The following is a 24,180-nucleotide window of genomic DNA, read 5'->3' on the forward strand; positions in this document are numbered from 1 at the left end:
ACTCACCCTTCCTGCTCAATTTTGCTCAGCACGTCGCGCAGTACCGGCCCATACTCATATTTACCGGGGCAAACATAGGTGCATAGCGCCAGGTCTTCTTCATCCAGTTCCAGGCAGCCCAGCGCCTGCGCGCTGTCGATATCGCCGGACAGCAAATCGCGCAGCAGCAGCGTGGGCAGAATATCCAGCGGCATCACGCGCTCATAGTTGCCAATCGGCACCATGGCCCGGGCGCCGCCGTGCGTATCGGTGGAAAAAGCGAATAGCTTCCGCCGCAGAAAATGCCCCAGCGTGGTGCGGGTAACGGAAAATTTATCCGCGCCCGGCATCACCCAGCCAAACAGCTCTTTTTCGCCGCCTTCGGCCAGCACCGATACCTGCAAATGGAAACGTCCCAGCCAGTCGTGGGCCGGATCGGCCCGGGTGCCGTTCAGCACCGAGCCGGACACCACCCGGTTGTCGCCGTCTTTGATCTGGCCGTCGGTCAGATCCGTCAGGCTGGCGCCGAGGCGGGTGCGGATCAGGCGGGGTTCGTTGACCTGCGGCCCGGCCAGCGCAATCACCCGATCGGTATACAGCTGGCCGCTGGTAAATAATTTGCCGAAGGCGATCACATCCTGGTAATTGATGTGCCAGACGGTCTTGTGCGGCCCGACCGGGTCGAGGAAGTGAATGTGAGTGCCCGCCAGCCCGGCCGGATGCGGACCGGAAAATTCATTGCAGGAAATTTGCCCCTGATGGCGCTGACCGGACGGGCTGCCCGCCGCCTGGCAGAGGTGGACTTTACCGTCCGTCAGGCGAGACAGGATGGTCAGGCCATCGTGAAAAGCTTCCGGCTCCGTGGCCAGCACCACCTGCGGGTCGGCGGCCAGCGGCTGGGTATCGAGAGCGGTAACGAAAATAGAGTGCGGCGCGCTGCCCGGCCGCGGCGCCTTGCTGTAGGGACGCGTCCGCAGCGCCGTCCATAGACCGGAGGCCAGCAGATTGTTCTGCACCTGCTGTCGACTGAGCTGGGCCAGTTCGTCGCGCGGGTAGCGATCGAAGCTGAGCGGTTCATCCTCCCCGATGCGGATAACCACCGCCTGCAGCAACCGACGCGCCCCGCGATGAATGGCGCTGACTGTGCCGCTGGCCGGCGCGGTGAACCAGACGCCGGGATTTTTTTTATCTTCAAACAACGTCTGGCCTTTCCTGACCTGATCGCCTGCCTGCACCAGCATGCGCGGGCGCATGCCGATATATTCCTCGCCCAGCAGCGCGACGGAGTGAATATCAGGTCCTTCATGAATGACCTGAGCAGGTTTTCCGGCAATCGGCAGATCCAGCCCTTTTTTAATCTTAATCATAGGACTCACATGGCTATACCCGCCATCTTTCAGGCTGCAGGCGCGTTGGCTGCCGGCCCATCCCGGACCGGGGCGGCGGCAGGCGGCGTTACCGCCGGCCAGAACCGCTTACCGTCTTCCTGCGACGCGAAATCTATTGGATAGGTTGTCGGTTGTCACGGACGTTGGCGCCACATAAAAGTGCATCCAACAGCGCAGAGATCAAACCGCGCGAGCGATTCAATCAATCCCTCACGGTTATCTGGCAGACGGGATAACCCGGTAAAATGCCGTTTATAGACAGAAAGTTATACCAGATCGCGAATTCAGCAAGACTTTTGCCAGAGCCTGCGGATGGGCACCCGCTAAAACATCAACCTAACTTCATGATTAGTTATTGTTTTTTAATATTATTTTCATATAACCTTCACAATGACGCTTACTGATGCCACGCTTTCAATTCATGCCCCAGATTCATAAGATACCAGCCTGCTTTTCTGTCGCTGACGACCGTTTTCCTCTGACAGGTAACCATATGTAACTATTCTAGCACCTTTATGTATGATAAGGCAGAAGAAAAGGCGTGACGTGGATCAGGCTACACAACACTTTTTCCTTTTTTTTTGCCGAAAATCCACTATAAGCTCCGGTTTAGCATTTTTTTTCTGGTTGAAAGCTATTTTTCTATGTTTTCTCTCTTGATTAACGCCAGGGCGGTGCTAATGTGACATAGCCTGATATTTGCCTAGAGTCAGGGGAATACGGGGCGCGACATGAGAGCCCCGCAGATCAAGCTTCAGCGAGCAGGATTGATGATGCACAAAATCGCGCTATCATTTGCGATGTGGTTTCTTTTGCCAACGGTAGCAATCACCAGCGTTGCCAGCGAGCCTTCGCCGGTAACCAAAGAAGTAAAACAGCAATTATTAGGCTCTCCGGTTTATATCCAGATCTTTAAAGAAGAACGGGTACTGGAACTGTATGCCAAAGTCGGCGGCGAGTATCGTATTCTGGAAAGCTATCCGATTTGCAAATATTCCGGCGGACTGGGGCCGAAACGCACGGAAGGCGATTTAAAAAGCCCCGAAGGGTTTTATCAGGTAAATCTGCGCCAGCTTAAACCCGATAGCCGTTTTTACCGCGCGATTAATATCGGTTTCCCCAACGACTACGATAAATCTCAGGGCTATTCCGGCCGTTATCTGATGATCCACGGCGAGTGCGTATCGGTAGGCTGCTACGCCATGACCAACAACTATATCGATGAGATTTACCGCTACGTCGAACAGGCGCTGCTCAACGGGCAACCGGCCATCGATCTGGCGATTTATCCGTTCAGAATGACGGAACAGAACATGCAGCGCCACCGCAACTCCAGCTACTATAATTTCTGGAAACAGCTGCAGCCGGGCTATAGCTGGTTCAATCAAAAACGGCAGCCGCCGGCCGTCACGGTATTTAACGGTCAATACGTGATCAGCAAACCGCTGACCACCAGCCTGACCAACTCAGATTATGCGTTCGCCAAAATGAAATAACACGAACTCGCCGGGCGCAATCCGCTGCCAGGTTTCATTGCTGGTCAGCGGCTGCGTGGCCAGCACGGTGACCACATCGTTCGGTGTGGTGTGGCGTTGAAAATCCACTTCGACATCCTGATCGAGCAGCGTCGCCTTGCCGAACGGCGCCCGACGGGTAATCCAGTGCAGGTGGGTCGAGCAGTAGCCCATCACAAAACGCCCGTCCGACAGCAGCATATTGAACACCCCCATTTCCCGCAGCTGATCGGCCAGCGTGGCGATATAGCGAAAAACCGACGGCCAGTTGCCCGGCGTGCGCCGGTAGCGCTGCGATAGCTGGTAAAGCAGCCAGCAGAACGCATATTCGCTGTCGGTCTGCCCGACCGGGCGAAAGGTGCCGGTTTTTAACGCCCGATGCCCTTTAAGCTGACCGTTGTGCGCAAAAGTCCAGTTGCGTCCCCACAGCTCGCGGGTAAAGGGATGCGTATTTTCCAGCGCCACCTCGCCCCGGTTAGCCTGGCGAATATGCGACACCACCGCGCAGGATTTTATCGGGTAATCCTGTACCAGTTTGGCTATCGGCGAATTATAGCTGGGCTTAGGATCTTTAAAGGTACGGCAGCCGTTGCCTTCATAAAACGTAATCCCCCACCCATCTTTATGCGGCCCTGTCCGTCCGCCACGCTGTACCAGACCGCTAAAGCTAAAGCAGATATCGGTCGGCACATTTGCGCTCATCCCAAGCAGTTCGCACATGATTAGCCTCCTTACCCTAACCACATCCCGTCAGCGCCGTATCAGGCCCTGACCATTTCTTTTTCGACCAGCTGAATCAAAATATGAATAACTTTAATATGAATTTCCTGAATACGGTCGGCGTAGCCAAAATGCGGCACGCGAATCTCCACGTCGGCGCTGCCGGCCATCTTGCCGCCGTCTTTACCGGTCAACGTAATCACCTTCATGCCTTTAGCCCGCGCGGCCTCGATGGCCTTGATGATGTTGCCCGAGTTGCCCGACGTGGAAATGCCCAGCAGCACATCCCCTTCACGCCCCAGCGACTCAATATAGCGCGAGAAGACAAACTCATAGCCGAAATCATTGCTGACGCAGGAAAGGTGGCTGGGATCGGAAATCGCGATCGCCGGATAGCCGGGACGATTTTCCCGGTAGCGGCCGGTCAGCTCTTCGGCGAAATGCATCGCGTCGCAATGCGAGCCCCCGTTGCCGCAGGACAGCACCTTACCGCCGGCTTTAAACGAATTCGCCAGCAGCACGGCCGCGTCCTGAACAGACTGAATATGAGCGTCATCGCTTAAAAAGTTCTTCAGCGTTTCGGCCGCTTCCTGTAGCTCATTACGAATCAAGTCCTGGTACATGAAAACCCCTTATTGAGTTCAGCAGCATCACGATTTTTGTGCCGCGTAGTGTAGCGGATCGCGCAAACAGCGAGAAGTATACCACCGGGAAAAGTCCGCTGTCGGTCGCCAGGCGGAAGTCAATGGCCAACTTTGTGAGACCAGCGGGAATTACAATGTAAATAAATTGATAAAAATTAACTTATATTCTACAAACAGTATAGATAAACAGGTCGGACCTCTTTCCGCCGGGAGCTAATCCATGGTCACCGTCACGCTTCTCGCTCTACTGGCGCTTATCGGCGCGTTGTTTTACCTGCGGATAGCGCGCTGGCCAGCCGCGCTGCTGCTGATGGGCTATATCGCCGCGATGGTGGCGCTGCGCTGGTGGTCGCCCTGGACGCTGGCGTTATTGTTGCCGCTATTGCCGCTCATCCTGGCGCCGCTGCGCCGCCGGCTGCTGTCCGCCCGCGCGCTGACGCGCTTTGCCGCCGTCATCCCGCCGATGTCCACAACGGAAAAAGAGGCGATTAATGCCGGCGGCACCTGGTGGGAAGCCGATCTGTTCGGCGGCGCGCCCGACTGGAAAAAGCTGCACGCGCAGCCTGCTCCGCGCCTGACGCCGGAAGAGCAGGCGTTTCTGGAAGGACCGGTCGAGCAGGCGTGCCGCATGGCCAATGATTTCGAGATTACCCACCAGTTGGCGGATCTGCCGCCGGCGCTGTGGGCGTTTCTGAAACAACAGCGTTTCTTCGCTCTGATTATCAAAAAGGAGTACGGCGGGCTGGAGTTCTCCGCCTATGCCCAGTCGCTGGTGCTGCAAAAACTGGCGGGCATCTCCAGCATTCTGGCCATTACCGTCGGCGTGCCCAATTCCCTGGGGCCGGGGGAGCTACTGCAGCGTTACGGCACCCGCGAACAGAAGAATCGCTATCTGCCGCGTCTGGCGAGCGGCCAGGATATTCCCTGCTTTGCTCTGACCAGCCCGGAAGCCGGCTCCGACGCCGGCGCCATCCCGGACAGCGGCGTTATCTGCCGCGGCGAATGGCGGGGCGAACAGGTGCTCGGCATGCGGCTGAACTGGAATAAACGCTACATCACCCTGGCCCCGGTCGCCACCGTGCTCGGACTGGCTTTCCGCCTGTACGACCCGCAGCATCTGCTGAGCGATAAAGAAGATATCGGCATCACCTGCGCGCTGATCCCCGTCGCCACGCCCGGCGTGCAGATCGGGCGCCGCCACTTTCCGCTCAATATCCCGTTCCAGAACGGCCCGACTCAGGGAAAAGATATCTTTGTTCCGCTGGACTACATCATCGGCGGCGCGGCGATGGCCGGCCAGGGCTGGCGCATGCTGATGGAGTGTCTGTCGGTCGGGCGCGGCATTACCCTGCCGGCCAACTCGACCGGCGGTCTGAAATCGATCGCGCTGGCCGTCGGCGCCTATGCCCACATCCGCCGTCAGTTCAAGATCGCTATCGGAAAAATGGAAGGAATCGAAGAACCGCTGGCGCGTATCGCCGGCAACGTCTGGGTGATGGACGCGGCGGCCACGCTGATCGCCGGCGCGCTGTCGCAGGGGGAAAAACCGGCGGTGCTGTCCGCCATCGTCAAGTACCACTGCACCCAGCGCGGCCAGCGCGCGGTGATGGACGCGATGGATATTCTCGGCGGCAAGGGCATCTGCCTCGGGCCGGCGAATTTTATCGCCCGCAGCTGGCAGGGTTCGCCCATCGCCATCACGGTCGAGGGGGCCAACATTTTGACCCGCAGTATGATTATCTTCGGCCAGGGCGCGATTCGCTGCCATCCCTATCTGCTTGATGAGATGGAGGCCGCCCGCGCCGGCGACCTGCGCCGCTTCGACCGGGCGCTGACCGGCCATCTCGGTTATCTCGGCAGTAATCTGGCGCGCAGCCTGTGGCTGGGGTTGACCAACGGGCGCGCCAGCCGGGCGCCGTTCCGCGACGCCACCCGACGCTACTACCAGCGTCTGAACCGGCTGAGCGCGAATATGGCGCTGCTGGCCGACGTCAGCATGGCGCTGCTGGGCGGCGGGCTGAAACGGCGGGAACGCCTTTCGGCCAGGCTGGGCGACCTGCTCAGCCAGCTGTGTCTGGCCTCGGCCGCGCTGAAACGCTATGACGAAGAGGGTCGGCAGCAGGCCGATCTGCCTCTGCTGCACTGGGGCGTACAGGATTGCCTGCACCAGGCGGAACAAGCGATCGACGCGCTGTTGCGCAACTATCCGCGCCGCGGCGTAGCGCTGGTCCTGCGGCTGATCATTTTTCCCTTTGGACGGCGCGCCCACGCGCCGTCCGACCGACTGGATCGCCAGCTGGCACGGCTGATGCAAACGCCGTCAGCCACCCGCGCCCGTCTCGGCCGCGGCCAGTCTCTGACGCCCGGCGCGCACAATCCGGTCGGCCAGATGGAGGCCGCGCTGCACGACATCATCGCCGCGGAGTCGATCCACCAGCGCCTGTGCGAAGAAACGGGGCGCAGCCTGCCCTTTATGCGTCTCGATGAACTGGCCGCTCAGGCGCTGGAGGAAGGCCGGCTCGATCGACAGGAAGCGGATATCCTCATTCAGGCGGAAGCCAGCCGGCTGCGCGCCATTAACGTCGATGACTTCGAACCGCAGGCGCTGGGCGCCCGCCAGCCGGCGCGCCGCAAACCGGACAACAGCGCGGCCGCCTGAACGCGCCGACGGCAAGAAAGTCATAGGATGCCGATCGGCGCTACGTTAAGATAAGGGCTTCTGTTTGACTGCCGGATGAATGCAACCCCGCTATGGCTTATATTCCAAAAAACTATGTAAAACTCGAAAGCGGCTATCGCGAAAAGGCGCTGAAACTCTTTCCCTGGGTATGCGGCCGCTGCTCGCGCGAGTTCGTTTACTCGAACCTGCGCGAACTGACGGTGCATCACATCGATCACGACCACAGCAACAACCCGGAGGACGGCAGCAACTGGGAGCTGCTGTGCCTGTACTGCCACGACCATGAGCATTCAAAATACACCGAGGCGGACACCTACGGTTCAACGGTGGTGGCCGGCGAAGACGCACAGCGAGATGTCGGCGTGGCAACCCACAATCCGTTCGCCGATCTGAAAGCCATGCTGGATAAAAAAGGCAAAAAGTAACGCCGGTCGCTTAGTCCGCGCAGCGTCGCACCGCGTCCAGCAACGCCTGCATATCGGCCAGTTGCGGCGCCGTAATGATCAGCACGCGGCCAAGCGCCAGCGCATGGCGCTGCGCGGCGGCGCGCGCGTCGCCATCGACAATGCCGTCCAGATCGGCGACGTGCGCCAGACCGATAGTGCGGCGGATCAACTCAGTACCGCAGTACCCCAGCGCGTCATGCCACACCTGCTGTAAGAAACGCCCGGCATAGCCTGGCGCGCCCAGCGCGGGTTCGCGGCATTCGCTGCCGCACAGCGCCAGAAAACGGTCGGAGAAAGTCTGCCACAGCGCGCGCACGTCCTGCAGCCGCTGTTCGCGCGCGACGCCGGCCGCATCGGCGCGCAGCAGACCGGGCAGGCCGCAGTAGTTGAGCAGCAGATTGCCCAGCGCGCTGCCCACATCGAAGCCGATCGGCCCGTAAAAACCGAATTCGGCGTCAATCGCTTTCAGCCGCCCCTCGGTAACGAAAATCGAACCACTGTGAATATCGCCGTGCAGTAGCGCCTGCGCCTTGCTGACAAAACCGTGTTTCAATTCCGCCACCGCCAGCTTCAGCTCGCCGTCCTGGCGCAGAGCGTCCACCGTCGGCCGCAATACCGCGTCAAACTGGTTACGTTCATGATCGATGTAGGGATCGGTAAAGAACAGGTCTTCGGTAATCTGGCACAGTTCCGGGTTGGTAAAGCGGATCACGCCGGCCTTTTTCTCCTGCGCCGGCTGATAAAAATCAGAAGTATGGAACAGCGTCTGCGCCAGATACTCGCCCAGTTGAGCCGCCGCCTGCGGATACCAGATGCCCTGAACCAGCTCGCCGCGCCAGATACGGTGATCGGAAAGATCTTCCTGCACCATAACCGCCAGTTGCGCGTCGTAGTGCAGCACCCTTACCGTATGCTGCGGGCAATAGCGGGCGTGCGTCAGCAGCGTTTCCGCCTCAATGCGCGACCGATCCAGCGTCAGCGGCCACGATTCGCCCACGCAACGCACGTAAGGCAACGCCTGTTTCACTATCACCCGGCTCGCGCCCTGGCGATCGCGGATTTTAAATACCAGATTCAGATTACCATCGCCCACTTCGTCGGCCGACACCAGCGACCCGGCATCGGCAATTCCGCCGTACTGGCGCGCATATTCAACCGCATCATCGGCAGCAAAGGTACGATAACCGGACATCAATCACCTCTTAAACTGAGTTTGCTGACAACAGCGTCTGTAAGTTCGCGTCCCCCGGGGCAACGTACTGAGGGCGATAATTAGCGCCCCCTGAACCCGCCGCGGGCCAACGCGAGCGTTATTTAATCGGGTTACCGGCACATTTATCGGCGTCTTACGCCGCTATGCCCAGCCCGGTAACTCGCGTCGTCAGCCATCTGACGCTGTCATATTCATTGTTTAGGCATAAAAGAGTATGGACGTCTATACATCCATAAAACATCCTGACAGAATAAGAATATTGACGCAATAACGCAACATGGATTTAACTCATCATGCAATCGCTTAACACAACCAGCCTGAAGATCGTGAATAACCAGCTGTGGATCCTCGATCAACAGGCGCTGCCGCAAGAAACCCGCTGGTGCCTCTGCCCCGACGTCGCGACGCTGGTCGACCACATTCAGGCTCTGCGCGTGCGAGGCGCGCCGCTGATTGGTCTGTCTGCCAGCCTGCTGCTGGCGCTGCTGGCCGAACAGGGAATGGCGCGGGAGCCGCTGACGCTGGCGCTGCACACGTTGCGCGCGGCGCGCCCGACCGCGGTCAATCTGATGAATAACCTCGATCGCATGCAGCAGGCGCTGGACATGACGGATTATCGCCGCGCCATGGCGGACGAGGCTCTGCGCCTGGTGGAAGAAGATCGAGCGCTATGCGAGCGCATCGCCGTTCAGGGCGCGGAACTGGTCAAACCGGGCAGCCGGCTGCTGACCCACTGCAATACCGGCGGCCTGGCTACCGCCGGCATCGGTACGGCGATTGGCGTGCTGCTGCGCGCTCATCAGCAGGGCAAGGTGGCGCAGGTATGGGTGGACGAGACCCGCCCGCTGCTGCAGGGCGGACGACTAACCGCCTGGGAACTGGGTGAGTTGGGCATTCCCCGACGTCTGATCTGCGATTCGATGGCCGCCAGCCTGATGGCTCAGGGCCAAGTCGACGCCGTCTGGGTCGGCGCCGACCGCATCGCCGCGAACGGCGATGTGGCGAACAAAATCGGCACTTACAGCCTGGCCGTGCTGGCGCACTATCACCACATTCCGTTTTATGTGGCCGCGCCGCACACCACGCACGATCCACACTGCCCGAACGGCGCGGCGATCCCGATAGAGCAGCGCGCGGCGGCCGAAGTGACCGGCGCCGCCGGCAGTTTCGGCCACTGCCAGTGGGCGCCGGACGACGTACCGGTCTATAACCCAGCATTCGACGTCACGCCGGCCGCGCTCATCAGCGGTTGGGTACTGGACTGCGGCGTGATCACGCCGCAGCAGGCGAAGGACGGTATTTTTCAACGCCCGCTGTCGGCATAAACGGGCGGCCAGCGGACGACGTACCGGTTCGACGTCACGCCGGCCGCGCTCATCAGCGGTTGGGTGCTGGACTGCGGCGTGATCACGCCGCAGCAGGCGAAGGACGGTATTTTTCAGCGCCCGCTGTCGGCATAAACGGGCGGCCAGCGGACGGTGCGCGTCCGCCGGCTGTACCGGGGATCGATCAGGCCAGTTTGGGATAGGCGTCGGCGATTTTGTCGCCGGTAAAGCGGGCGACCCAGCCTTCCGGATTGTCGAACAGGCGGATGGCGGTAAAATTCGGCTCCGGCCCCATATCGAACCAGTGCGCGGTCCCCGCAGGCACCGAGATCAAATCCTCCTTCTCACACAGAATCTGGAAAATTTTTCCATTCAAATGCAGGCAAAACAATCCGGCGCCCTCGACAAAAAAACGCACCTCGTCTTCGCCGTGCGTGTGCTCGACTAAAAACTTAGTGCGCAATTCGGCGCGCTGCGGATGATCGGCGCGCATGCTGATCACATCCCAGCTCTGGTAACCCTTTTCAGCCACCAGCTTATCGATCTCGTGTTGATAAGCCGCCAGCACTTCTTCCGCCGCAGGCGAAGCGCTTAGCGGACGATCCGCGCGCCAGCGTTCAAACCGTACGCCGATTTCCGCCAACTGCTGGCGAATGGCTTCGGCATCCCGGCTTTGCCAAAGCGGCTGGCGGGCATCGTTATCACTAAAGATGGTCAGTGCACTCATTGGCAAAACTCCCGTAAATTAATCTGGTCAAAACGTGTCACCTGAATATGGCGGCTGGCGGCATCGGCCGGACCGCGGATCAGTTGGCGGGTGTGCCAGCCCGCCTGCTGCGCGGCGTCCAGCTCCTGATGGATATCGGACAAAAACAGCACTTGTCCGCCAGGCAGATCGATCTCCCCGGCGATGGCATGATAGGAGGCCGACTCGCGTTTGGCGCCGACCCGGGTGTCAAAATAGCCGCTGAACAGCGGCCGCAGATCGCCCGCTTCGCTGTGGCCGAACAACAAGGTCTGCGCTTCCACCGAGCCGGATGAGTAGACGAACAGACGCACGCCCTGACGCCGCCATTCCGTCAGTTGCGGCGCCACATCCGCATAGACATGGCCGTGAAAATCGCCGTTCTGATAGCCGCCGCGCCAGATAATGCCCTGCAGCAGCTTGAGCGCGGTCGATTTGCGGTCCTCGTCCATAAAACGCAGCAGGGTGGCGATCAGGGCGTCGCTACTCGCGTCCGACTGTCCCGTCTCCTGACGCAGCGCCTGCAGCGCCTGAGCGATCTCCTCGCTGTGCGCCTGCCGGCGCACCGTCTCCGCCAGCCGCGCGCGCGCGTAAGGAAACAGAACGTTATGCACGAAGCGGATATCGCTGGTGGTGCCTTCTATATCGGTCACAATCGCCTGAATCATTTCGCCTCCAGCAGACGCCGCTGAAGTTCGCACTGGAACAGAAACTCCAGCCCTTCCAGATGACGGCGCGCTTCTTTCACGTCCGCTCCCCAACAGTACAGCCCGTGGCCGCGCACCAGAAACCCGTAGCGCAACGGCGCGCTTTGCGCCCGGTCGGCCACGCGCGCCGCCAGCGCGGGAATGTCCTGATCGTTGTCAAAAATCGGGATCGCCACGCGATCCCGATGACTGCGCTGGCCGCCGAGCGATTTCTGCATCTCATAGCCCTGCAGCACCAGCTGGTCCGAGCGCTCCACGCGCGACAGCACGGTGGCGTTGACCGAGTGCGTATGCAGAACCGCGCCGATCCCGCGGTCCAGACGATATAATAAAGTATGCAGACCGGTTTCCGCAGATGGGGTCCGGCTGTCCAGCACCCGATCGGTAGCGATCTCGACCGGCAAAAAGTCCTCGCGCCGCAGCGCGCCTTTATCCTTGCCGGACTCCGAGATCAGGCACTGATATTCACCCGACCGCACCGACATATTTCCCCCGGTGGCCGGACACCAGCCCCGCAGTCCTATCCAGTGGCAGGCATCAACCAACGCGTTAAGTTGCGGATTATCCGTCATTTCTCATCCTGTTAGCTCAATGTGATGGCCGTTAGCGGCGTAAGCTGTTGCCGCCGGTTTTCAGGTTAGCGCAGTAATGGCTTTCCCCTGAAATCTATTAGGTATATAACGATAGAACTTTATTGTATTTAGCCGTTTAAACGTCTGGGTATCTTGATTGCTAAATATTAACATCGTGTTATATTATCGGCAACACAGGCTTGCAGGAGTCCCCTTCAGTCATGAGCAGCACCCCACTCGTCCCCGAAAGTAAATTGCCCGCGCTGGGCACCACCATTTTCACCCAAATGAGCGCGCTGGCTCAGCAACACAAAGCCATCAACCTGTCGCAGGGTTTCCCGGATTTTGACGGTCCGCCCTGGCTGCAACAGCGGCTCGCGTGGCACGTTAGCCAGGGCGCCAACCAGTACGCGCCGATGACAGGCGTGGCGTCGCTGCGCAGCGCGATCGCCGATAAAACGGCCGAACTGTACGGCTGGCGGCCCGACGCCGACAGCGAAATCACCGTCACCGCCGGCGCCACGGAAGCGCTGTATGCGTCAATCACCGCGCTGGTGCGCCCTGGCGACGAGGTGATCTGCTTCGATCCCAGCTACGACAGTTATGCCCCGGCGGTCGCGCTGGCGGGCGGCATCCTGCGCCGTCTGCCGCTTCAGCCGCCGGCCTTTCGCGTCGACTGGTCGCAGTTCGCCGGCCTGCTGAGCGCGCGCGCGCGGCTGGTGATTCTCAACACGCCGCACAATCCTTCCGGCACCGTGTGGCTGGCGGAGGATTTTCGTCAGCTGTGGCAGGCGATTGCCGAACGCGAAATTTATGTGCTCAGCGACGAGGTCTACGAACATATCTGTTTTGCCCGCGACGGGCACGCCAGCGTGCTGGCGCACAACGAACTGCGTCAACGCGCGATCGCCGTCTCTTCGTTTGGCAAAACCTTTCATATGACCGGCTGGAAAGTCGGCTACTGCGTGGCGCCGGCCGCCATCAGCGCGGAAGTGCGCAAGATCCATCAGTATCTGACCTTCTCGGTCAATACGCCGGCCCAGCTGGCGCTGGCCGATATGCTCAACGACCAGCCGCAGCACTGGCGCGAACTGCCCGATTTTTACCGCGCCAAACGCGATCGTTTCGTGCAGGGGCTGGCCGCCAGCCGCTTTGAGGTGCTGCCGTGCGAAGGAACCTATTTCCTGCTGGCCGACTACAGCGCGATTTCCGATCTGGACGACGTGAGTTTCTGCCGCTGGCTGACCGAGCAGGTCGGCGTGGCAGCTATTCCGCTGTCGGTCTTCTGCGCCGAACCTTTCCCGCACAGATTAATTCGTCTGTGCTTCGCCAAACAGGAAGCCACGCTGGACGCGGCTGCGGAGCGCTTATGTCAACTCTGAAACTCACCCTGCTGCAACATCCGCTAATCTGGCTGGACGGCGCGGCTAACCTGCGCCATTTCGCCAACCAGCTGGCCGGCATTGAGGGACGCGATCTGATTATCCTGCCGGAGATGTTCACCACCGGCTTCGCCATGGACGCCCCGCAGCACGCCCTGCCGCAGGCCGAGGTGGTGAACTGGATGAGCGAGTGGGCGCAGCGCTGCAACGCGATGATTGGCGGCAGCGTCGCGCTGCAAACCGCGCGCGGAGCGGTGAACCGCTTTCTGCTGGTCGATCCGAGCGGCAACGTTCATCACTACGATAAACGTCATTTATTCCGCATGGCGGGCGAACATGAATACTACACCGCCGGCCAGCAGCGCACGCTGGTCGAATGGCGCGGCTGGCGCATTCTGCCGCAGGTATGCTACGACCTGCGTTTCCCGGTCTGGTCGCGCAACCATCAGGATTATGATCTCGCCCTGTATGTAGCCAGTTGGCCCGCGCCGCGCGCGCCGCACTGGCAGACGCTGCTGGCCGCCCGGGCGATAGAGAACCAGGCGTATGTCGCCGGCTGTAACCGGGTGGGAACGGACGGCAACGGCCATCATTATCAGGGCGACAGCCGGATTATTACCCCGCAGGGAGAAATTCTGGCGCAGGCGCAGGCCAACGAAAGCGCGCGTCTGGACGCCGAACTGTCGCTGGAAGCGCTGCAGAGCTACCGGGAATCCTTCCCCGCCTGGCGCGACGCCGATCGCTTCACGCTGCAGTAAACGAGTAAACGCCGGCGGCCCGCGACCCCGGATTCGAATCTGAAGCGCGGCAACCGCCGCGCTGCGCCGGCCGTCGTCGGCTTCCCTGCATCGACCAGCCACTGCGCGCCGACAGCTAAATACCTCCGCACATTGACGTTTCACGTCTCATCGTACGAAGCCAGTACTGGCGGGATGTCATGTCCTGCATGTGTAGCGCTATCATGTGAAGCTATTTAGCGTTCCCGCCCGGCCGACTGACGCTTCCCTCTGTCCCCGCTAATCATCCCGTCAATCATTGTCGCCAGCCATTCTCCGCGAATAAATCTCCGGTGGATATATCGAGCGCGCTCGCGAATTGAAGCGCGGATAAATGCGGATAATAATGAAGAAAATGGCGAGGGAAATATGCGGGCCGCTAACTGAGTTTTAGCGCAGAGAAATAGGTCCATCGGCGCTATATTTTATAGCGCTCTGGACGGCTATATTTCCCGCAGATTATCCGCATGACAATTACCTGCTATACTTAAAAGCGGCTGACGTGTTTATCCGTTGAAATGCTGTTCAGGCCGTTGTGTTATCTTCACCGACAGAGGCCTAAAACCAGAGATATATCACAAAAAATCTCCCCGGATAAAAACGAGATAAATCACGATGCGCCGCATAAAACAAAAAACGATTTATCAAATCGTTGAAATTGCAAAGAACAAAACCAATAACATTTTGTAATATATGAATTTTATATTAAATTCAGCCGTTAAAAAAGAAAGAAAAAACGACCTTCCCGATGCGCGTAAATTATTGTTATCCCACAAGGATAAATGACGTGCAGGCCCCTGTTATATCAGACTAACGGGGGTTGCCTCAGAATCTGAGTGTGTTAGGGTATAGGGCGTTTTTCACTTTCATCAGGACGGATTTATATATTATAAGTCACTACAGGAAAACAATAAATTCATGGCAATTAAACTCGAAGTAAAGAACCTTTATAAGATATTTGGTGAGCATCCCGATCGAGCCTTCAAACTGATCGATCGCGGTATGAATAAAGACCAGATATTCGAAAAAACCGGTCTGACTGTAGGGGTAAAAAATGCCAGTCTGGCCATTGAAGAAGGCGAGATATTTGTCATCATGGGGTTATCCGGTTCGGGTAAATCCACCCTGGTACGCCTTCTCAATCGTCTGATAGAACCGACCCGCGGACAGGTTCTGATCGATGGCGAAGATATCGCGCAAATTTCCGACAGCGCCCTGCGCGGCGTCCGGCGGGAAAAGATCAGTATGGTATTTCAGTCTTTCGCGCTGATGCCGCATCTGAATATTCTGGATAATACCGCATTCGGGCTGGAGCTGGCCGGCATGTCCAAAACGGAGCGCGAGAAAAAAGCGATGGACGCGCTGCGTCAGGTAGGTCTGGACAGTCGCGCCCAGTCCTGGCCGGACGAACTCTCCGGCGGGATGCGGCAACGCGTCGGTCTGGCGCGCGCGCTGGCCAACAACCCGGACATTCTGCTAATGGATGAAGCTTTCTCCGCGCTCGATCCGCTGATCCGTAGCGAAATGCAGGACGAACTGGTGAAGCTCCAGTCGCGTCAGCAACGCACCATTGTCTTTATCTCGCACGATCTGGATGAAGCGATGCGCATCGGCGACCGTATCGCCATCATGCACGGCGGCGAGGTCATCCAGGTCGGCACGCCGGATGAGATTCTCAACAATCCGGCCAATGACTATGTGAAGACCTTCTTCCGCGGCGTGGACATCAGCCAGGTGTTCAGCGCCAAAGATATCGCGAAGCGCCGTCCGGTTACCCTGATTCGTAAAACGCCCGGGGTCGGGCCGCGTTCGGCGCTGAAGCTGCTGCAGGACGAAGACCGCGACTACGGCTATGTACTGGAGCGCGGGCAGAAGTTTATCGGCGTGGTATCCATTGACTCTCTGAAAAAAGCGCTGGCGGAACAGCAGACGCTGGAGCACGCCCTGTTAAGCGAGCCGGCGCCGGTACAGGCCGATATGCCACTAAGTGAGCTGATCTCTCCGGTTGCCCAGGCGCCCTGCGCCGTCCCGGTAATCGGCGAAAACAACGAATACATCGGCATCATTTCAAAAGGCATGTTGTTACAGGCCCTGGACAAAGAGGGAACGAATAATGAGTAATCAAGAGACTAACCCGTGGGAAACCACGGCGCCGGCAGGCAACGCCCCGGCACAGGCGGCTGACGCCGCCCAGTCGGTCCCGGCCGATGCCGCCGCCGATCCCTGGTCCGCCGGCTCCGCCGAGGCGGCGCAAAACGGCGCCGATGCCTGGAACAGCGCGCCGGCCGACGGCGCCCATCAGGCGGCGCAGCAAGGCGCAGACTGGCTGAACAGCGCGCCCGCGCCGACCAGCGAGCACTTCAGCCTGCTCGATCCGTTTAAAGATACCCTGATCCCGTTGGATCACTGGGTCACCGTCGCCATCGACTGGCTGGTGCTGCACTTCAGACCGCTGTTTCAGGGCATTCGCGTGCCGGTCGATTTTATTCTGCGCGGCTTCGAACAGCTGCTGCTGGGTATGCCCGCGCCGGTCGCCATTCTGGTGTTCGCCCTGATCGCCTGGCAGATGTCCAGCCTCGGCATGGGCGTCGCCACGCTGGTGTCGCTGATTGCCATCGGCGCGATCGGCGCCTGGTCGCAGGCGATGGTGACGCTGGCGCTGGTGCTGACCGCGCTGTTCTTCTGCGTGCTGATAGGACTGCCGCTCGGCATCTGGCTGGCGCGCAGCGAACGGGCGGCGCGCATTATCCGTCCCCTGCTGGACGCCATGCAGACTACGCCGGCCTTCGTTTATCTGGTGCCGATCGTCATGCTGTTCGGTATCGGCAACGTCCCGGGCGTGGTGGTGACCATTATCTTCGCCCTGCCGCCGATCGTACGTCTGACCATCCTGGGGATTCGCCAGGTGCCGGAAGACCTGATCGAGGCCGGTGAATCCTTCGGCGCCAGCCCGCGCCAGATGCTGTTTAAAGTGCAGTTGCCGCTGGCCATGCCGACCATTATGGCCGGCGTTAACCAGACGCTCATGCTGGCGCTGTCCATGGTGGTCATCGCGTCGATGATCGCCGTCGGCGGTCTGGGTCAGATGGTGCTGCGCGGCATCGGCCGTCTCGATATGGGACTGGCGGCCGTAGGCGGCGTTGGGATCGTCATTCTGGCGATTATCCTCGACCGTCTGACGCAGTCGCTGGGCCGCGATAACCGCAGCCGCGGCAATCAGCGCTGGTACGCCGGCGGGCCGATTGGTCTGCTGACCCGACCATTCATTAAATAATTCTATTCATACCCGACGGATTGCGGCGGCCGCCGCCGCAAAGCCGCAGGGTATATCAACTCTGGTAAACAGAAAAAAGGAAACATCATGCGCAAAACAGGACTCTGGGCTCTGGCCCTGACCACACTGGTGAGCACACAAATCTCCGCAGCCGATTTGCCTGGCAAAGGCGTTTCTGTTCAACCGGTACAAAGCACCCTGTCGGAAGAAACCTTCCAGACGCTGCTGGTCAGCAAAGCGCTGGAAAAACTGGGCTATGACGTCCAGCCGCAGCGCGAAGTCGACTACAACGTAGCCTATACCTCCATCGCTTCGGGCGACACCACCTTTATGGCGGTGAGCTGGGATCCGCTGCAGGTCGATATGTATAAAGCCGCCGGCGGCGACGCGAAGTTTTACCGTCAGGGCGTCTATGTCTCCGGCGCCGCGCAGGGCTATCTGATCGACAAAAAAACGGCGCAGCAGTACCACATCACCAACATCGCCCAGTTGAAAGATGCGAAAATCGCCCGTCTGTTTGACACCAACGGCGACGGCAAGGCGGATCTGACCGGCTGTACGCCGGGCTGGGGCTGCGAAGCGTCGATTAACCATCATCTGAAGGCCTACGACTTAACGAAGACGGTGGAGCACAATCAGGGCAACTACGCCGCGCTGATCGCCGATACCATCACCCGGTTTAAAGAAGGCAAACCGATCCTGTATTACACCTGGACACCGTACTGGGTCAGCGATGTGCTGGTGCCCGGCCGCGACGTGGTCTGGTTACAGGTGCCGTTCTCTTCCCAGCCGGGCGAGATGCAAAACGTCAGCACCAAACTGCCGAACGGCGCCGACTATGGTTTCCCGGTTAACACCATCCATATCGCCGCCAATAAGCAGTGGGCGGAAAAAAATCCGGCCGCGGCTAAACTGTTCGCCATCATGAAGGTGCCGGTAAGCGACATCAACGCGCAGAACATGCGGATGCATCAGGGCGAAGCCTCGCAGGCGGATATCGAACGCCACGTTAACGGCTGGATCGCCGCTCACCAGCAGCTGTTTGACGGCTGGGTGAAAACGGCCGCCGACGCCGCAAAATAACCTCTCCGGCACAGGGCGGTATACTCCGCCCTGCTCGCTCCCGGCGCGCTTATTGCGGCGCGCCGGCCTCTCCCTGACGCATGAATCCCAGCCGCGCCCGCGCTTCATCCGGCGGCGCCACCGAGCGATCCCACTCCGCTACGATGCGCTTCACCCGTTCCACGAACTGAACGTTAGACCGCGCCAGCTCTCCTTTGCGATACAGGATATTGTCTTTCATCCCCACCCGCAGATGGCCACCGAGCGCCAGCGCCGCGTCGATGATCGGCAAATACCCGCGCCAGTCCCCGTCGCCGATATGCCGGCGACGCCTTTATTTAAGCGAGCAATCACAGGACCGACGCCCACCACGGCCATTATTCTTCGGCATGTACGGCGCGATGAGGAGATAGCGGATAACTTATCCCCCTCCGGCAGCGCTGGACCCAGCGCGCGTATCTAATCTGACCAAATGCTTTAGTCGCTCATATTTGTCAATAACGTGGCAGCTATCATTAACTGACGGCGGGAAAGCGCGTTGCCCCCGGCAAGGGCCGGCCAGACGGCGCACGCCGCCGCCGGGCGATGCGGTATTCGGCGGGACGCTTACTTTCTGTCACAAATAAATACGCCGCGCCGGCGGGTGTGACGTTTACCTAACTAGTCACTTACGTTATTATAATGCGTGTTACTAATGAGGTGCACAGTATGGATAGCTCGTTTTCCCCGATAGAACAAATGTTAAATTTGCGTGCCAAACGCCGGCCTGACTTTCCGTATCAGGAAGTGCTGCTGCTGCGGTTGTGCATGCACATGCAAAGTAAGATCCTGGAGCACCGCAATAAAATGCTCAAAGCGCAGGGTATCAACGAAACCCTGTTTATGGCGCTGCTGACGCTGGAGTCCCAGCCGGACTACAGTATCCAACCATCCGAACTGAGCGCCGCGCTGGGCTCTTCCCGCACCAATGCCACCCGCATCGCGGATGAACTGGAAAAATGCGGCTGGATAGAGCGACGTGAGAGCGACAGCGACCGCCGCTGCCTGCATCTTCATATGACTCAGGAAGGAAAGGCGTTTCTCGATCAGTTGCTGCCGCCGCAGCACACCTGTCTCCACTTCCTTTGGTCGACGCTGAGCGCGGAAGAACAAAAGCAGCTCGAGATGCTGATGCGCAAACTGCTGGTGCAGATCGATAAAATCGACGATATCCCGATCCTGTGATCTGAACGCCGCCCGCTGAACGGCCTAATCCACAACAATCTCCGTTACCTCGCCATCTTGTGATGAGCAGGCGTAACGGCTTTTGTTGTTCGCGGCCCGCCGACGGGCCGCGTTGCTGATCGACTCTACTGGCTGGGCAGTGCGCGCCCGTCGCCGCGGCGCGTACAGAGAAGGTCATCAAGAGCAAGAATAACAATACTGGAGAACACCATGACTACAGGCGTGGAAACCACCCCACCACCACAGAATAAGAAGAATAAGGCACGGCAGCGCAAACGTATTCTGACGCTGCTGACGATAATTTTTGTCCTGGTCGGCTGCGCCTGGCTGGTCTACTGGTTCCTGGTGCTGCGTCACCATCAGGAAACCGATGACGCCTATGTGGCGGGCAATCAGGTTCAGTTGATGTCGCAAGTGGCCGGCAGCGTTACCCAGGTTAACGTAGACAACACCGACCGGGTCAAACAGGGCGACGTACTGGTGGTGCTCGATCCCACCGATGCCCGCCAGGCGCTGGAGCGCGCGCAGACCGCGCTGGCCAGCAGCGTGCGTCAGGTTCACCAGCTGATTGTCAACGGCCGGCAGTACCAGGCCAACATAGAGCTGAATCAGACGGAATTAAACAAGGCGCAAAGCGACCTGCGCCGGCGCGAAACGCTGGGCAACGCCAACGCCATCGGCCGGGAAGAAGTTCAGCACGCGCGGGACGCCGTCGCCAGCGCGCGCGCCTCGCTGGAAGTGGCGGTGCAGCAGTACCAGGCCAATCAGGCCATGATTCTGAACACGCCGCTGGAGCAGCAGCCGTCGGTGCAACAGGCGGCCGCGCAGGTGCGCGACGCCTGGCTGGCCCTGCAGCGCACCCAAATCGTCAGTCCGGTGAATGGCTATGTATCGCGCCGCAGCGTGCAGGTCGGCGCGCGCATCACCACCGCCACGCCGTTAATGGCCATCGTGCCGGCCGACCGGCTCTGGATTGACGCCAACTTCAAGGAAACGCAGCTGAAAAACATGCGTATCGGTCAGCCGGCCAACGTAATCAGCGATATTTACGGCGACAGCGTGGTGTACAAGGGAACCGTCGTCGGGCTGGATATGGGCACCGGCAGCGCGTTCTCTCTGTTGCCGGCGCAAAACGCCACCGGCAACTGGATCAAGGTGGTGCAGCGTCTGCCGGTGCGTATCGAACTGGATGCGCAACAGCTGGCCGAACATCCGCTGCGCATCGGCTTATCCACCCTGGTTAAGGTCGATACCCGCGACCAGCAGGGACCGGTGTTGGCCGATAAGGCGCGCACCAGCCCGGCTTACCAGAGCGACGCGCTGGCGCTTGATTTAGCGCCGGTAAACCAGATGATCGCCTCTATCATTCAGGCCAACGCCGGCTAATCCATCGGGAGATACGCGTGCAAAAAAAACCGCTTACCGGTGCGAGCCTGGCCTGGCTGACCGTGGCGCTTTCGCTGGCCACCTTTATGCAGGTGCTGGATTCGACCATCGCCAACGTCGCCATCCCGACCATCGCCGGTAACCTGGGAGCCTCCAACTCTCAGGGAACCTGGGTTATCACCTCCTTTGGCGTGGCGAATGCGATCTCGATCCCCATCACCGGCTGGCTGGCGAAACGCTTTGGCGAGGTGCGTCTGTTTCTGTGGGCGACCGGGCTGTTTGCCCTCACCTCCTGGCTGTGCGGCATGTCCACCAGCCTGGAAATGCTGATTTTCTTCCGCGTAATGCAGGGCATCGTGGCCGGTCCGCTCATTCCGCTGTCGCAAAGCCTGTTGCTGAACAACTATCCGCCGGCCAAACGCAGCATTGCGCTGGCGTTCTGGTCGATGACCGTGGTGGTCGCCCCGATCTGCGGGCCGATACTCGGCGGCTGGATCAGCGACAACTACCACTGGGGCTGGATCTTCTTTATCAACGTCCCGCTGGGAATCGTGGTGGTGCTGATCACTACGCAGATCCTGCGCGGGCGGGAAACCAAAACGGAGATCCGCCCAATCGATACCATCGGGCTGGCCCTGCTGGTGGTCGGCATCGGCAGCCTGCAAATGATGCTGGACCGCGGCAAGGAGCTGGACTGGTTCAACTCGTCGGAAATTATCGTACTGATGGCGCTGGCCGTGGTGTGCATCACCTTGCTTATCGTCTGGGAGCTGACCGACGAGCACCCCGTCGTCGATCTGTCGCTGTTTAAGTCGCGCAACTTCACCATCGGCTGTCTGTGCCTCAGCCTGGCCTATATGTTTTATTTTGGCGCCATCGTACTGCTGCCTCAGCTGCTGCAGGAGGTCTATGGCTATACCGCGACCTGGGCCGGACTGGCCTCCGCGCCGGTCGGGCTGATGCCGGTGCTGCTGTCGCCGATCATCGGCCGTTTCGCGCCGCGGCTGGATATGCGTCAGTTGGTCAGCTTCAGCTTTATCATGTATGCCGTTTGTTTCTACTGGCGCGCCTGGACCTTCGAACCCGGTATGGACTTTGGCGCGTCGGCCTGGCCGCAGTTTATGCAGGGCTTCGCCGTGGCCTGCTTCTTTATGCCGCTCACCACCATCACGCTGTCGGGGCTGCCGCCGGAACGTATGGCCGCCGCCTCCAGCCTGTCCAACTTTACCCGCACGCTGGCCGGTTCGATCGGTACCTCGCTGACCACGACGCTGTGGACCCAGCGCGAGTCCCTGCACCATGCTCAGTTGACGGAATCGGTCAATCCCTACAATCCGCTGACGCAGGAAATTTACCAGAAAATGCAGGAGTCAGGCATGACGGAGCAGCAGGTATCGAGCTGGCTGGCGCAGCAGATCACCGCTCAGGGTCTTATCATTTCGGCTAACGAAATCTTCTGGGCGGCGGCCGGCATCTTTCTTGCGCTGCTGGTACTGGTGTGGTTTGCCCGGCCGCCGTTTACCGCCGGCGGTCGCAAAAGCGGCGCGCACTAGCCGTCATTCTGCCGAAAGGAAAGGTATGAGAGGGTAACGCAACGGGCGGCCGGACAGCCGCCCGTTTAAGGCTCAGGCGCGGCTCTGGCGCCACCATTCGGCCAGCAGAATACCGGTGGCCACGGACACATTCAGACCTTCGACTTTGCCCGTGCCGTCGATCGACACGTTAACATCGCCGCGCAGCCACGGAGCGGCCTGCGCATTGCCTTCCTGCCCCAGCACCAGCACGACTTTGTTCGGCAGCGCCAGCTGCGACAGCGAGGTGCCCTTAGCGCTGGTGGTGGTGACGATGGTGTAGCCCGCGCGGCGGAACACCTCCAGTTCGGCGGCCAGATCGTCGGCGCCGATCGCCTTCACGTGCTCCGCGCCGCCTTCGGCCGTGCGGATCGCCGCGCCCGACTCCAGCAGCGCCGGATCCGGCAGCAGCACGCCCTGTACGCCGAAGTGCGCGCAGCTGCGCAGAATGCCGCCCAGGTTATGCGGGTTGCCGACATTCTCCAGCGCCAGCACGCAGTCTCGCTCCGCGCTTTGCTGTTCCAGGTATTGCCGCGCATCCAACCCCTGCCGCTTTTTGATCAGGAAGCAAACGCCGCCGTGATGATCGGTGCCCGAGGCCTTGCTCAGTTCCTCGTCATCCACCACATGGTAGGCTTTGCGATTGGCCGCCATCCAGCGCAGCGCTTCGCGAAAACGCGGCGTGACTTCCTGCAGGAACCAGGCGCGGACAATAGCGTCCGGCCGGTTGCTGAACAACGCATGACAGGCTTTTTCGCCGTAGACGCGCGTCTCTTCCGCGCGCTGACGCCGAATCTGCTCAGGATCGATTTGACTCTTGCCGCTGATTCCGCCGTGATCCGGCGTTTCTTCCTCATCAGAAGGCGCGCGCGAAACCGTGCGCCACGGCGAATCGTAAGCGCCTCCGCTCTCTCCCGAGGTGTCGCGACGCGGGCGGTCGGAACGCGGACGAGAGGATTCACCAGGGGCGCGCTCATTGCGCCAGGCATTATCGCGCGGCGCGCCGTCACGGGAAGAACGCTGACGGGAGTCGCCGCCTTCGCCGCGGGCATTGCGCGGATTTTTGTCGCGCGGATTACCGTCGCGCCGGCGATTATCGTCCCGTCCGCCTTTGCCGGCCGGGCGCTTCCCTTTATTGTCTTTTCCGTTCTCGTCATCGCTACGGACATACATCACGCGAACTTTGCCGCTTTTACCACTGAATGAATCGCTCATCGTTATCTCCACCTGTGCGATCGGTACACCGGGCGCGAAGATTACCTTATGTACACCCGCTGCGCTACCGGCTTTTATCAAAGCCAGAAACTATTGTAACCATCGAACAAACCACGTTGTTCACACGCACTCTGCTCGCCATACTTAGAGCCCACTAAATTCGGTATATACCCTTCATGCTGCAAAATGCAGGTGCGTTGGTTTTGTGACTCGCCTCCGCCATGGGGCTGGCCCTTACCGGGCCGCCGGCAGCGGCGTGCAACTCCGCTGCCGACAGCGTTGTCGCTCACCCCGGACGCTTACTGGTGTAAGCCTCTGGGGATGAATGAGAGACACCCTGTCTCTCAGCGGAGGTCA

General features: G+C 59.8%; 21 protein-coding genes and 1 pseudogene. 13 read left to right on the top strand and 9 right to left on the bottom strand.

Annotation, left to right across the window (positions count from 1 at the left end; genetic code table 11):
* Window positions 1–2 precede the first annotated feature (2 nt).
* The gene (locus FJU30_RS00165) at window positions 3–1,346 is read right to left on the bottom strand and encodes a Na(+)-translocating NADH-quinone reductase subunit A (RefSeq protein WP_150433432.1); all 1,344 of its coding nucleotides are present in this window, start codon (window positions 1,344–1,346) and stop codon (window positions 3–5) included.
* Between the two features lie 794 nt (window positions 1,347–2,140).
* Here FJU30_RS00165 and dpaA point away from each other — a divergent pair.
* The gene (gene dpaA / locus FJU30_RS00170) at window positions 2,141–2,863 is read left to right on the top strand and encodes a peptidoglycan meso-diaminopimelic acid protein amidase (RefSeq protein ID WP_150433827.1); all 723 of its coding nucleotides are present in this window, start codon (window positions 2,141–2,143) and stop codon (window positions 2,861–2,863) included.
* Here the strand turns inward: dpaA and FJU30_RS00175 are convergent.
* On the bottom strand, window positions 2,834–3,601 hold the full coding sequence (locus FJU30_RS00175; protein ID WP_150433433.1) for a class II glutamine amidotransferase: 768 nt from the start codon (window positions 3,599–3,601) through the stop codon (window positions 2,834–2,836). The genes dpaA and FJU30_RS00175 overlap by 30 nt on opposite strands.
* Window positions 3,602–3,642: 41 nt before the next feature.
* Complete coding sequence (lpcA, locus tag FJU30_RS00180; RefSeq protein ID WP_150433434.1) at window positions 3,643–4,224, bottom strand: D-sedoheptulose 7-phosphate isomerase; 582 nt, start codon at window positions 4,222–4,224, stop codon at window positions 3,643–3,645.
* A gap of 241 nt (window positions 4,225–4,465) precedes the next feature.
* On the opposite strand from lpcA, the gene fadE reads away from it, so the two are divergent.
* The gene (gene fadE / locus FJU30_RS00185; protein WP_150433435.1) at window positions 4,466–6,904 is read left to right on the top strand and encodes an acyl-CoA dehydrogenase FadE; all 2,439 of its coding nucleotides are present in this window, start codon (window positions 4,466–4,468) and stop codon (window positions 6,902–6,904) included.
* Window positions 6,905–6,996: 92 nt separating this feature from the next.
* The gene (gene yajD / locus FJU30_RS00190; protein WP_150433436.1) at window positions 6,997–7,350 is read left to right on the top strand and encodes an HNH nuclease YajD; all 354 of its coding nucleotides are present in this window, start codon (window positions 6,997–6,999) and stop codon (window positions 7,348–7,350) included.
* Between the two features lie 10 nt (window positions 7,351–7,360).
* On the opposite strand, the gene mtnK is transcribed toward yajD, so the two are convergent.
* Entirely contained in the window at window positions 7,361–8,563 is a 1,203-nt protein-coding gene (gene mtnK, locus FJU30_RS00195) for an S-methyl-5-thioribose kinase (RefSeq protein ID WP_150433437.1), read from the bottom strand.
* Between the two features lie 314 nt (window positions 8,564–8,877).
* On the opposite strand from mtnK, the gene mtnA reads away from it, so the two are divergent.
* Both mtnA and FJU30_RS27540 read left to right on the top strand, forming a co-directional pair.
* Window positions 8,878–9,909 carry an S-methyl-5-thioribose-1-phosphate isomerase gene (gene mtnA, locus FJU30_RS00200; protein WP_150433438.1) on the top strand — a complete coding sequence of 344 codons (1,032 nt, stop codon included), beginning with the start codon at window positions 8,878–8,880 and terminating at the stop codon, window positions 9,907–9,909.
* 27 nt (window positions 9,910–9,936) lie between these two features.
* Window positions 9,937–10,044 (top strand): annotated as a pseudogene (locus tag FJU30_RS27540) (S-methyl-5-thioribose-1-phosphate isomerase); the annotation flags it as partial.
* Between the two features lie 49 nt (window positions 10,045–10,093).
* On the opposite strand, the gene FJU30_RS00210 reads toward FJU30_RS27540, so the two are convergent.
* Genes FJU30_RS00210 through FJU30_RS00220 form a run of 3 tightly spaced genes read right to left on the bottom strand, consistent with a single transcriptional unit; the run spans window position 10,094 to window position 11,933 of the window.
* Entirely contained in the window at window positions 10,094–10,636 is a 543-nt protein-coding gene (locus FJU30_RS00210) for a 1,2-dihydroxy-3-keto-5-methylthiopentene dioxygenase (RefSeq protein ID WP_150433439.1), read from the bottom strand.
* Window positions 10,633–11,322 carry an acireductone synthase gene (gene mtnC / locus FJU30_RS00215; protein WP_150433440.1) on the bottom strand — a complete coding sequence of 230 codons (690 nt, stop codon included), beginning with the start codon at window positions 11,320–11,322 and terminating at the stop codon, window positions 10,633–10,635. The genes FJU30_RS00210 and mtnC overlap by 4 nt, the downstream gene beginning before the upstream one ends.
* Window positions 11,319–11,933 (bottom strand): methylthioribulose 1-phosphate dehydratase, encoded by a 615-nt coding sequence (locus tag FJU30_RS00220; RefSeq protein ID WP_150433441.1) that lies wholly within the window; start codon window positions 11,931–11,933, stop codon window positions 11,319–11,321. Before FJU30_RS00220 ends, mtnC begins: the two co-directional genes overlap by 4 nt.
* A 221-nt stretch (window positions 11,934–12,154) precedes the next feature.
* Between FJU30_RS00220 and FJU30_RS00225 the strand changes: the two genes are divergently transcribed.
* The 5 genes from FJU30_RS00225 to proX all read left to right on the top strand — a co-directional run bounded on the left by FJU30_RS00225 (window position 12,155) and on the right by proX (window position 18,448).
* The gene (locus FJU30_RS00225; protein WP_150433442.1) at window positions 12,155–13,315 is read left to right on the top strand and encodes a pyridoxal phosphate-dependent aminotransferase; all 1,161 of its coding nucleotides are present in this window, start codon (window positions 12,155–12,157) and stop codon (window positions 13,313–13,315) included.
* Window positions 13,303–14,073, top strand: coding sequence for an amidohydrolase (locus FJU30_RS00230; RefSeq protein ID WP_150433443.1), 771 nt, complete (start codon window positions 13,303–13,305; stop codon window positions 14,071–14,073). The genes FJU30_RS00225 and FJU30_RS00230 overlap by 13 nt, the downstream gene beginning before the upstream one ends.
* A 936-nt stretch (window positions 14,074–15,009) precedes the next feature.
* Window positions 15,010–16,212 (top strand): glycine betaine/L-proline ABC transporter ATP-binding protein ProV, encoded by a 1,203-nt coding sequence (gene proV / locus FJU30_RS00235; protein ID WP_150433444.1) that lies wholly within the window; start codon window positions 15,010–15,012, stop codon window positions 16,210–16,212.
* Window positions 16,205–17,365 (top strand): glycine betaine/L-proline ABC transporter permease ProW, encoded by a 1,161-nt coding sequence (gene proW, locus FJU30_RS00240; protein WP_150433445.1) that lies wholly within the window; start codon window positions 16,205–16,207, stop codon window positions 17,363–17,365. Before proV ends, proW begins: the two co-directional genes overlap by 8 nt.
* Window positions 17,366–17,452: 87 nt before the next feature.
* Window positions 17,453–18,448 (top strand): glycine betaine/L-proline ABC transporter substrate-binding protein ProX, encoded by a 996-nt coding sequence (gene proX / locus FJU30_RS00245; RefSeq protein WP_150433446.1) that lies wholly within the window; start codon window positions 17,453–17,455, stop codon window positions 18,446–18,448.
* A gap of 49 nt (window positions 18,449–18,497) precedes the next feature.
* Here the strand turns inward: proX and FJU30_RS00250 are convergent, their stop codons facing one another.
* Window positions 18,498–18,719 carry a 3-keto-5-aminohexanoate cleavage protein gene (locus tag FJU30_RS00250; RefSeq protein WP_223881481.1) on the bottom strand — a complete coding sequence of 74 codons (222 nt, stop codon included), beginning with the start codon at window positions 18,717–18,719 and terminating at the stop codon, window positions 18,498–18,500.
* Between the two features lie 416 nt (window positions 18,720–19,135).
* On the opposite strand from FJU30_RS00250, the gene mprA reads away from it, so the two are divergent.
* The 3 genes from mprA (at window position 19,136) to emrB (ending at window position 22,590) form a co-directional block, all read left to right on the top strand.
* Window positions 19,136–19,651 carry a transcriptional repressor MprA gene (gene mprA / locus FJU30_RS00255; RefSeq protein ID WP_150433448.1) on the top strand — a complete coding sequence of 172 codons (516 nt, stop codon included), beginning with the start codon at window positions 19,136–19,138 and terminating at the stop codon, window positions 19,649–19,651.
* 210 nt (window positions 19,652–19,861) lie between these two features.
* Window positions 19,862–21,037 (top strand): multidrug efflux MFS transporter periplasmic adaptor subunit EmrA, encoded by a 1,176-nt coding sequence (emrA, locus tag FJU30_RS00260; RefSeq protein ID WP_150433449.1) that lies wholly within the window; start codon window positions 19,862–19,864, stop codon window positions 21,035–21,037.
* A gap of 17 nt (window positions 21,038–21,054) precedes the next feature.
* Window positions 21,055–22,590, top strand: coding sequence for a multidrug efflux MFS transporter permease subunit EmrB (gene emrB, locus FJU30_RS00265; RefSeq protein WP_150433450.1), 1,536 nt, complete (start codon window positions 21,055–21,057; stop codon window positions 22,588–22,590).
* A gap of 72 nt (window positions 22,591–22,662) precedes the next feature.
* Here the strand turns inward: emrB and FJU30_RS00270 are convergent, their stop codons facing one another.
* Window positions 22,663–23,823 carry a tRNA/rRNA methyltransferase gene (locus FJU30_RS00270; RefSeq protein ID WP_150433451.1) on the bottom strand — a complete coding sequence of 387 codons (1,161 nt, stop codon included), beginning with the start codon at window positions 23,821–23,823 and terminating at the stop codon, window positions 22,663–22,665.
* Window positions 23,824–24,180: the final 357 nt, after the last annotated feature.

Source organism: Affinibrenneria salicis (assembly GCF_008710095.1).

Excerpts from the sequence above, each read along its gene's own strand:
- mtnC (WP_150433440.1), bottom strand. The coding sequence starts at position 11,322 with ATGATTCAGGCGATTGTGACCGATATAGAAGGCACCACCAGCGATATC.
- emrA (WP_150433449.1), top strand. The coding sequence starts at position 19,862 with ATGACTACAGGCGTGGAAACCACCCCACCACCACAGAATAAGAAGAAT.
- dpaA (WP_150433827.1), top strand. The coding sequence starts at position 2,141 with ATGCACAAAATCGCGCTATCATTTGCGATGTGGTTTCTTTTGCCAACG.
- FJU30_RS00165 (WP_150433432.1), bottom strand. The coding sequence starts at position 1,346 with ATGATTAAGATTAAAAAAGGGCTGGATCTGCCGATTGCCGGAAAACCT.
- mtnA (WP_150433438.1), top strand. The coding sequence starts at position 8,878 with ATGCAATCGCTTAACACAACCAGCCTGAAGATCGTGAATAACCAGCTG.
- FJU30_RS00225 (WP_150433442.1), top strand. The coding sequence starts at position 12,155 with ATGAGCAGCACCCCACTCGTCCCCGAAAGTAAATTGCCCGCGCTGGGC.
- mtnK (WP_150433437.1), bottom strand. The coding sequence starts at position 8,563 with ATGTCCGGTTATCGTACCTTTGCTGCCGATGATGCGGTTGAATATGCG.
- yajD (WP_150433436.1), top strand. The coding sequence starts at position 6,997 with ATGGCTTATATTCCAAAAAACTATGTAAAACTCGAAAGCGGCTATCGC.
- FJU30_RS00230 (WP_150433443.1), top strand. The coding sequence starts at position 13,303 with ATGTCAACTCTGAAACTCACCCTGCTGCAACATCCGCTAATCTGGCTG.
- mprA (WP_150433448.1), top strand. The coding sequence starts at position 19,136 with ATGGATAGCTCGTTTTCCCCGATAGAACAAATGTTAAATTTGCGTGCC.
- proX (WP_150433446.1), top strand. The coding sequence starts at position 17,453 with ATGCGCAAAACAGGACTCTGGGCTCTGGCCCTGACCACACTGGTGAGC.
- FJU30_RS00175 (WP_150433433.1), bottom strand. The coding sequence starts at position 3,601 with ATGTGCGAACTGCTTGGGATGAGCGCAAATGTGCCGACCGATATCTGC.
- FJU30_RS00270 (WP_150433451.1), bottom strand. The coding sequence starts at position 23,823 with ATGAGCGATTCATTCAGTGGTAAAAGCGGCAAAGTTCGCGTGATGTAT.
- FJU30_RS00220 (WP_150433441.1), bottom strand. The coding sequence starts at position 11,933 with ATGACGGATAATCCGCAACTTAACGCGTTGGTTGATGCCTGCCACTGG.
- proW (WP_150433445.1), top strand. The coding sequence starts at position 16,205 with ATGAGTAATCAAGAGACTAACCCGTGGGAAACCACGGCGCCGGCAGGC.
- lpcA (WP_150433434.1), bottom strand. The coding sequence starts at position 4,224 with ATGTACCAGGACTTGATTCGTAATGAGCTACAGGAAGCGGCCGAAACG.
- fadE (WP_150433435.1), top strand. The coding sequence starts at position 4,466 with ATGGTCACCGTCACGCTTCTCGCTCTACTGGCGCTTATCGGCGCGTTG.
- FJU30_RS00210 (WP_150433439.1), bottom strand. The coding sequence starts at position 10,636 with ATGAGTGCACTGACCATCTTTAGTGATAACGATGCCCGCCAGCCGCTT.
- proV (WP_150433444.1), top strand. The coding sequence starts at position 15,010 with ATGGCAATTAAACTCGAAGTAAAGAACCTTTATAAGATATTTGGTGAG.